Genomic DNA, 8,974 nt, shown 5'->3' on the forward strand with positions numbered 1-8,974 from the left:
TGGCGTGGAGAATCTCGTCACCTGATTGGCTCAGGGGTTTTCGGCCATCTCCTGAATTAACTGAGCGACATCCGTCGCTGAGGACGGTCGCTTAGAAGGACTTTTTTCCAGCAACGCCATCACAAGTTTTTCTGCCGCAGGACTGACGTCTGGTCGAATTTGCGACAAAGGTCGGGGCACAGTCTCGCGAATCTGGCGCTGAAGCTCATCTATTTCTAAACTCTCTAAATTCAGTGGAGGGGAGCCCGTCAACCACTCGTAAGCAATGACTCCCAAGGCGTACAAATCAGTACGTGCATCGATTGGCTCGCCCAATGCTTGCTCGGGTGCCATGTATTGCGGAGTGCCTAGAATTTCTGACGAAGCTCCAGATTTCATCAAGGGAAAATGAGCAATCCCAAAATCAATGAGCACTGGCCACTGTCCCGCTTTGTCGATGATGTTCGCTGGCTTGAGATCGCGATGCACGATTCCCGCCTGATGCAAGGCATGTAATGCGTCGGCAATTATGGCGACATAGGCAAGAATTGTCGTCTCGGCGGTAATTGCGCTCATTAACTCGCTTAAAGGCTTGCCGGGGACGTAATCCTGAACAATGTAAACTAGTCCGTCAGCAAACTCGCCAATCGCATACACATGCACCACGCCGGGGTGATTCACACGTCCAGCAACACTCAGTTCTGTTCTGGCTGAAGCCAAAAGGCGTGCTCGCTCGGTGGAATCATAAACTTTGTCGAGGTGCAAAATCTTGAGCGCTACAACGTCGCCACGCCAGCAATCGAACACGCGGAATACTTCGCCGAAAGATCCGCTCCCCAAACGGTTGAGCTTCACATAGCTCGTTCCTGTCGCAGTTTCGGAAGTAGTCAAGTCGCGCTCTGTTTCAATGACCGTTCCTTCAACGAAACCAATTTCAAGCATCGCTTCGCGCAAGTTGCGTAGTTGTCGGGCATAACCTTCATCACGTGAAAATCGCAGGCCTTGCAACAAGCACTGCTGGGCTTTCTCACGCTGGTCGGCCATAGCCAAACTCCGCGAGAGTTTAATACGTGTCGCGATTTCACGATCTATGAGATTTTCTCCTTCATACAGCTCGACTGCTTCTTGGAATGCATAAATGGCATTGGCGAACTTCTTTTGTGCATGCAGCAAATCACCCCAGCACTCGTTCACCACGGCGTGAGCGTACGGCGTTGCCGATTCGGCACCAAGCTTTGCGATGGATACAAGAATTCTTTCGGCATCTCCTAGCTTCCCTTGAAGCATTTCATTATTCGCCAAGTCTTTAAGTGCAAATCGCTTGATATCCGGAAAAACTTGTTGCTCACAAAGCTCTAAACACTTCTGTAAGAATTTCACGGCCTGCTTGGAGTCTTTCAGCGATGTATAGGCACGCCCCAAATCGCCATACATCTTGGCGATGCCGCGCTGGTCCTGGTTGCGCGTCGCAATCTCCAAATCACTTTGAAAGCAACTGATCGCATCCCATACTCTGCCCAGTTCGAGATTGACCCGCCCCAGATTGCCCAGCGTAATTGCAGTGCCCAATTCGTCGCCGTGAAGCGATTTCTGGGCAATGGATAGCGCAAAATATTGCGCGGCCAGATCATGGCGGCCACGCATCGCTTCGAGTTGACCATGGCTATCGTAAACATGAGCAACCCCCAGCGGCTGATTGAGCTCGTGGTAGAGCTGAGTCGCTTGGTGGAAGGCATCGACCGCCTCAGGGATATTTCCAGCTTTTTGCTCCGCGATGCCCCGAACGTGCAGCGCTCGCGCGGCTAGCAAACTCCGCGACTCGATTTTTCTGAGAAGAATCCGAACATCGGCAATTGCTTCTAATTCGCTGCCTCCTGTCTGGAGATTGAGAAAAATTAACTCCAGTGCGCAAGGCCATTCAAAGTCCTTTTGAGCCGCGAGAAAATCACTACGAGCGTCATCTCGCCTTCCCAATGCCAGACGCGCCATGCCTCGACCAAAAAAGTCGGCAGCGCTCTGTGCATTTTCATCACAGACGTCACTCGCTCGGGATTGAGCCAGTGCGGATCGGAAGGGCTCGGAAACATCGATGGTCAAACAGTACAAGTTTGCCTCGCGATTGTAGGTTACAAATACTTGCGGCCATTATCGCACAAGTCATAATCTAACTCGAACCGCAGCTACGGCCAATTGCCGTTTACAACGCTGCCTCGATTTATGTGGGGATGAATTTATGCCCATTTCCCTTGAACTAAAATCCGACGCCCAACCTCCTCGCAGGTGGGACTTTGGCAGCGACGTCGATTTTATTTCCCTAGGACGAAATACCGACTGCGACATTCAATTCGACGCTCAGCAAACTGAGATCGGCCGACTGCATTGTGTCATCCGCCAACGTGCCGGCGATTACTGCTTGGAACTGAATCGCAGGAATCTCGTGCTCCTCAATGGTGAACCAGCCCGCGATGATAGTCTGCTCAACGATGGTTCGGTTATTCAGCTAGGAGAGGACGGCCCAGAGTTGATCTTTGTGATCACGCAATCATCAACGCTTCCAGCCACGAAGCGAGGTGATGCTCCACCCCCTGGCTTAGCGACCGTCTCACTCAAGAACCAAGCTCGCACACGCCGACAGTCACGTTTTATAGCTCTAACATTGCTGGCTCTCGTAGGTATCGGCGCTGCCTTATTCGCTGTGAATAAAGGCCTGCGCAATCTTGTCGGCAGACAGGACGAGATTTCACTTAAACTCGTGGACCTCGATGATCGGACTCAATCGCAAAACACGGTTGTCTCAAGCCTCGCGACGAAGTTCACAGGTGAACTTGAAGGACTTAAAAATGAAGAGAAAAAATTTATCGACATTTTGGCCGACAAATCCAAGTCCATTGGCCTTGTCTTGATTCGCGATAGCGAAGGAAATTTTGAACCCCAAGCCACCGCGTGGGTTGTTGACCAAGAGCGTGGCATTCTCGCTACCAACGGTCACGTAGCCGAGATATTTAACGAAATCGGCGCGGATTCGCAATTGATTGTTCGCACGCCAGGAATGTCTCCGCAAGATTTTGTCGTTGAGAGAGTGGAGATTCATCCCGGTTATCGAGACTTCGATTCCTTTTGGGTGGAGTACGATCCCGTGCAACGCACTACGCTAGGACAAATGGAATCGGTCGAATCTGCCGGGCCAGCCTGTGACGTGGCGATCATGCACGTGAAAGATCCCACCAGCTTGCCACCAGCACTCACGCTCGCTGATGATGCGGAGCTTTTCGCACTCAAGCCCGGCGAGAAAGTCGCTTACATTGGTTACCCAATTGAAGGGACGCGGCTTTTCAACATCTCGAGTCCCAGTCCCATTACGCAATTGGGTTGGGTCACCGCCATGACCAACTACTTTGGCGACGATGACGCGGAAATCGTGGATCGTCAATTACTTGTTCATGCACTTCCTGCTTCAGGTGGAACAAGTGGCAGCCCTGTGTTTGATCGACAAGGAAACGTCGTCGCCGTTCATAGCGGGGCGAACGTGATTGGCTGGGCAGGTGACGTTCGCCTCGTCACGAGCGCGAATATCTACTTCTCGCAACGCTGTGATTTGCTGCGCGAATTGCTCGATGGAAATTACGAGTCGGCTCAAGCCGCGCGGAACACGCGTTGGCAAGCAACAATCGGGCGCTATTTTGCTCGGCGACAGGATCTTGAATCCGATGTTGTGGACGATGCCGTTCGTGCCTGGGAAAAATCCCTTGAGCTGGACGGTGACTATATTGTGACTGTGAGTCCAGTTGGCGATCAGCCCACACATCTGCTTGTAAACTACGATGGAACCGGCACGCAACCGGTTCGTATGGAAAAGCCTGGTTACTACCGCATCGATCTTTTGCCCAACGTGCAAACTGCAAACGCCGAATATGCGGTCCATTACACGGAGGATGGCAAATCCGCCGAAGAAATCCAAACGGGTTGGCTTAGCAAAGGCAAGCTTGAATCAGTTGCGTTTTCCACGACAGCGCCCGGTGAAGCAGAAATTCAGTTACGCTCCGACGACAGCCAACTTGAAGTGCTGCTTTACTCGCATCACGCCGAACGCAAACTGCGTCCAATTCAAGACCGTATTGCCGATCGACTAGCACTTTGGAAGCAATCCATGAACCCGAATGCTGCCACTCCTGAAATAGCGCTCGACAAAGAGATCGCAACGCCCTCTGGCAGCGCCGTCGTCGACCTCGACATACCCTCCGCCGGCGACTATTTAATTCTCGCGGTTTCTGATGAAGAGCGTGACGTGGATCTCACGGTGACTGAAGGAGATCTTGAAATCGGCCAAGATCGCCGATATTCATCTCTGGCGTTTGTTGCTCACCGGTTTGAGCGACCAACGGCTGTCAAAGTATTTGTAGCAGGGCCAACCGAGATGACCAAAACCAAGTTTATTGTTTACAAACTACCGCTTGAAACGGCGCCTGCCGAATAACATTTAATGGCCAACGTTCTTCGACGCAACGTACCATTCAATCAGCTCATCGATCATAATGTCTTCAGCAATCGCCACCGAGCGTGAAACGGCTCCGGGGGTCTTGAGGCTTACGAGATTTTGAGTCGCAATGTTAAGCCGGTCGATCATCAGCTGATACCTTTCAGCACGGCGAGCGCTGTCGGTGGCCACCACGAACGAAATTGCCGAACCTGCCAACAATGGCAGGACCACGGGCAGCCAAAAAATAATAGCGGCCAACAGATAACTACTGCTCGCCAAATGCTTGACGTCGAGAACCTTCGCGCCGAGAGCGATGAAAATGAAAATTGGCGCGCTGTAGGAAGCGAAGGTCGCAATCGCAGAGAGACGATGTGAAAGACGCTTGGCGATAGGAAGTTTCTTGGCGAAATGACTTTGTGCTTGAGCGACCAATCTTTTTTCGATGTAGCTGGACTTAAGGTCTTCCATTGACAAACTAGAGGGGTTCTCACGGTCAGCCAGCAGCGCGAAGGAAACTGAAAATCTTCGCCATTCGGGTGCGTGCCGTACCAAGAGAGGATCAAGCGGGTCCAATAAACGTGAAGTCGCCAGCAAGCCACGACCGACTTCAGTGGCGAAGCGATTTTTTCGCCAGAGCGTGTGCAAATTGCCGTGGTGGGCTTTCCACATGATGTACCAAGCAATGCTTACCAACAGCAATTCGATCGCGGTCATGACTTTGGGCAACAGCGGATTACCTTCGTGGGCATGTTCTTTATCAGCGGGAGCGTCTTCAGTAACGGGTTCCACCACACCCGCAACTGTTTCCTCGGCCGAATGAAGCATGACCGGTGTAAACGAGGCTGTGGTCGCCGCGAGTAACGCGGCGGCAAAATGCAACGCCATCGCAATGACTAACCGCCCGCGAAAACGCTTGCCTCCTTCCGTGGCCGTGCGATCCAATTCTTTGAAGATCGCGTCCGCGGTCGTCTCTTGAGTGTCGAGCGACTTGTTAAGGTCCTCGACAAGAGAATCCGATTTAGGCCAATTCTCTATATTTCCTTCTTTGGTCACATCACGGTTCACGGGATTGATCATGATCAATGGCATACTAGCACGGCGAGCATAAGCAATTGCTTCAGCCGTACCACCAATGCCGTTTTCTGGTTGACCATCCCACACCGCGAGAAGCAAATCACACGATTGCAGAATCTGGATATTGGTTTCGTGATAACAATCGGGACGTTCGGAACTTCCCTGCGAAACGCGTATCGTGCTGCCCAACTGACCAGCCGTGGCCATGTCGATATACTTGGTAACTCGCGACCAAGAGGCGTCATCACCTTCAAAATCTTTGTGAAAGTCCTGGGCTGGTGTCGGCAAGATAACATGCAGAGGGATTTGAAGATCACTTGCTACATCAGCTAATTCTAAATCTGCACCCGCGGCGAGGCTGGTCAAAACTTCGATGTGCCCCCCTTGCTGGTTTGCTCGGGCATTAAGCTCTTGCAGCACTTGGCGGATGTCGGGACCACATGCCTGGAGTTCGCTAGCGCTGCGCCCAGACGCGTTACCAGGCCGATGTCCTGTGAATCCGACAATCCAAATTTGCTCAATCGCCATCTTTACAATATCCTGCGAATGACTTCTAGAAACGAACGTACTCTTGTCATGGCCTTTGCTAACAAGCGATTATGGTCCAATCTTTGGTAGAATTGCAATTATGATTAATAAAGATGACCTACGGCCTGAGATTGTCGAGTTTGCTACGCCGACGTTTTCTATGGGTAGTGAATTGGACGAGCTGATTCGAGTGCATCGAGTCGGAGCCGTGCATAGCACTGTGCTGATCTGCGGCAGAATTCTCCATGCATTAGCCGCTGAGGCTTTGGGGCAATTGGCCAGTCCGGTCGTGTTTACCAATCTGATGTCGCTTTACCGGCTCAATTTGGTTAGTAGTCCGACTCACTATTGGTTGAATGCCATTCGGCGGACGGCCAATGAAGCAAGGCACATCCATCGTCGCTTGGAAATTAGCGACGCACAATGGACGTTGCTCTACACCGAAAAATGCTTGGAATGGTTTTTTTGTAAACTCCCGCGTACCAACGCGCTAGAAACTCTCACAAGCTCCGGAGATCCACTTTGTCTCACCGAGACAGAATCAGAACGCAGACTGATCGCTGCTTTTGACGCGAAAGACTTCGATCCAGTCGCATTTGCCGAAGAACAATTGCTTGCCGCCATCTCTGAAGACCCCGATACCACTCTCTTGTCGGCTGTAATCGAAGAGCTCATCAACCACGGCAATCTTGAAACGGCAGACCGAGTTCTGCAACTCGCAGAATCGCGAGGATGTTTTAATTTGCGAATCGCACAACTGCGTGGTCTGTACTGGCGACGTTCGCACAAACTGCCACAAGCACGCGATCACATGAGACTTGTTTTCGAGAAATATGCGAACGATGAAGAAACCGTTGGAATCATGGCCGCAATTTGGAAAGGACTGTGGATCGCCAATGAGAAAGATAGAGATTCTTTGAAAAAAGCTCACCGACTCTATTTCGAGGGCTGGAAGAATAGTGGCAAAGGCAATACTTATCTCGGAATCAATGCGGCCACCACCGCGCTGTGGCTACAACACAGTGACGAAGCAAAACCTATCGCCTCTTCAGTACAACAAAAAATTCTTAATTCCATCAGCACTTTACATGCAAGCTATCCTTCGCGACCAAATTCTTTCGAATCGATTGGCATGTGGGAACAATTGTCGCTCGCCGAAGCGGAGTTAATTTTAGAAAACGTCGAAGTAGCACGAAAAATCTACTGCTCGACCTTTGAACGATTCGCTCAGCATCAGTCCGGCATAGATGGAGCCAAGAACCAAGCCAAAAAAATTTGTGAAAAACTTAATTTGCCGTTAGAACATCTTTTTGATTGATAAAAATCGCTTCAACCCTGCAAGTGCTCAAGTTGGACATGCTCACGTGCGTATTGCTGTCCAAGTTCTTTTAGCAATGGGATCGAAGATAAATCGTCGATTCCTGGCAAACGTGTCCCCGATTTCATCAGGTAATCAAGTCGTGCATCATAGCGAACATAACTAAACTTTTGCTCGTCAGTAGCTAGTAACGTTGGTTCCAGCAAATCACCGATCTCTGAATCAAGGAGTTCGCCATAGCGACACCGACCCAATATCCGACATAAGGCGTCCTGCTGCGCGATGCTCGAGCTGATGAGGGCCAACGGCACATAACTCGCTTGATCGACAATGTGAACGTGCTGCGGCAACTTTTTGGCTAGTCGTGCGGGGATCCCTCCGGTACCAATCGAAACCACCGAAAGCTCTTGTGGGCTGGCAGGCCAACAAATCTGGTAAGGTGGCAGGGTTGCCATCATCACGGCAATCAACGCAGGATTATTAAACGGCGTGATTGCACCGTCGACGAATAGAAATTCTTGGTCACCCAAGCGAATCGCCTCAGGCGCATAGAACGTCGGCGCGGCGGTGCTCGCTCGCAACAATTGCCAAAGCGGAAGATTGAGATTGCAATCAGCGAGCGCAGCATTGTTGTACAAGGATGCGGGATTGTTTGTCACAGGCCAAGGCGAGCCGGTCGATGCATTACGCATCACTACGAGCAACAGCTTCTTGAGTTTGTCGGTCCCCAATAACGCCGGGGTGCGTGAAGTATCATCTTCGGCAAATACTTTGCGAAAGAATGCGGCTAAGAGTTCCGCACGATACTTGCATTTCCAACGGCGATACCACGGCACTCGCGAAAACATTTCGCGGCCATGCTCTAGATAGAACTCTTCAATCTGGCTGACGCTCATCCCCCAGCACAATCCAGTGGCGATAATGGCCCCCGTGCTTGTGCCGGCAAACAGATCGAACTCATCGGCCAGCACGAGATCCCGATGGCCTTGTTGCTGACGCAGTAAATCTTCAATTTTGGCGAGGATTTGCAGGGTAAAAATTCCCCGTATGCCTCCGCCATCGAGTGCTAAAATTCGTTTCATGCGGACTCATTCCTCTGATGGGGAACAGGCCATTGCAGCATTCTTTTCCGGAGATTCTCGCGCGTTGCTAAATGTCTCCACCAAAGTGGCTTTCCCAGCGCACAATCGTACTCGACAATTTCACCGATACCCTCTTCCGGCGATCGGTTGACCGTTTCACTCCGCTAGGATTTTGTCACATCGAACCTCTCTGCGCACACCGCACTTTAGCTAGGTTGCATCTGCTAGAATCTCATAACCCATGGAGCAGTTTCTTGGTAGCAGGTCAGTTGAGAAAAGTGACGCGAGAGGTGACGTTCAAATTCCACGCGACATCAACCGCCTGCTGCTCATTGCCAAACCGGGGAGTCTGCGCAATCGATAGTTTCAACCCACAGAATTGCGTCAAGAAACAAAAAGTGCACCCCAAAAATTTGGGTACACCTTTGAAGTCAGCGATAAGGCCGTCGACCTAAGTCCTTACCAGATAAGTACGCCCGGAGGGACTTGAACCCCCAACCCCTGGTTCCGAAGACC

The 8,974-nt window shown here is 51.2% G+C and carries 5 protein-coding genes; 2 read left to right on the plus strand and 3 right to left on the minus strand.

All coding sequences use genetic code 11. The features are described from left to right. Positions 1 to 30: 30 nt before the first annotated feature. Positions 31 to 1,968, minus strand: coding sequence for a protein kinase domain-containing protein (locus AC6T8Q_RS16305; RefSeq protein ID WP_500680091.1), 1,938 nt, complete (start codon positions 1,966 to 1,968; stop codon positions 31 to 33). A 244-nt stretch (positions 1,969 to 2,212) separates the two neighbouring features. On the opposite strand from AC6T8Q_RS16305, the gene AC6T8Q_RS16310 reads away from it, so the two are divergent. Then, entirely contained in the window at positions 2,213 to 4,453 is a 2,241-nt protein-coding gene (locus AC6T8Q_RS16310) for a trypsin-like peptidase domain-containing protein (RefSeq protein WP_500680092.1), read from the plus strand. 3 nt (positions 4,454 to 4,456) lie between these two features. On the opposite strand, the gene AC6T8Q_RS16315 is transcribed toward AC6T8Q_RS16310, so the two are convergent. After that, positions 4,457 to 6,058, minus strand: coding sequence for a hypothetical protein (locus tag AC6T8Q_RS16315; RefSeq protein ID WP_500680093.1), 1,602 nt, complete (start codon positions 6,056 to 6,058; stop codon positions 4,457 to 4,459). Between the two features lie 43 nt (positions 6,059 to 6,101). Between AC6T8Q_RS16315 and AC6T8Q_RS16320 the strand changes: the two genes are divergently transcribed. After that, positions 6,102 to 7,376, plus strand: a complete 1,275-nt coding sequence (locus AC6T8Q_RS16320) for a tetratricopeptide repeat-containing protein (protein WP_500680094.1) — start codon at positions 6,102 to 6,104, stop codon at positions 7,374 to 7,376. 11 nt (positions 7,377 to 7,387) lie between these two features. On the opposite strand, the gene AC6T8Q_RS16325 is transcribed toward AC6T8Q_RS16320, so the two are convergent. Then, the gene (locus tag AC6T8Q_RS16325) at positions 7,388 to 8,458 is read right to left on the minus strand and encodes a patatin-like phospholipase family protein (protein WP_500680095.1); all 1,071 of its coding nucleotides are present in this window, start codon (positions 8,456 to 8,458) and stop codon (positions 7,388 to 7,390) included. Positions 8,459 to 8,974: the final 516 nt, after the last annotated feature.

Origin of the sequence: Bythopirellula sp. (genome assembly GCF_041737835.1) — a bacterium.
Taxonomy (GTDB): domain Bacteria; phylum Planctomycetota; class Planctomycetia; order Pirellulales; family Lacipirellulaceae; genus Bythopirellula.

What these genes read in the sequence shown, in the direction of transcription:
- AC6T8Q_RS16305 (WP_500680091.1), bottom strand. Translation starts at nt 1,968, where the DNA reads ATGGCGCGTCTGGCATTGGGAAGGCGAGATGACGCTCGTAGTGATTTT.
- AC6T8Q_RS16310 (WP_500680092.1), top strand. Translation starts at nt 2,213, where the DNA reads ATGCCCATTTCCCTTGAACTAAAATCCGACGCCCAACCTCCTCGCAGG.
- AC6T8Q_RS16315 (WP_500680093.1), bottom strand. Translation starts at nt 6,058, where the DNA reads ATGGCGATTGAGCAAATTTGGATTGTCGGATTCACAGGACATCGGCCT.
- AC6T8Q_RS16325 (WP_500680095.1), bottom strand. Translation starts at nt 8,458, where the DNA reads ATGAAACGAATTTTAGCACTCGATGGCGGAGGCATACGGGGAATTTTT.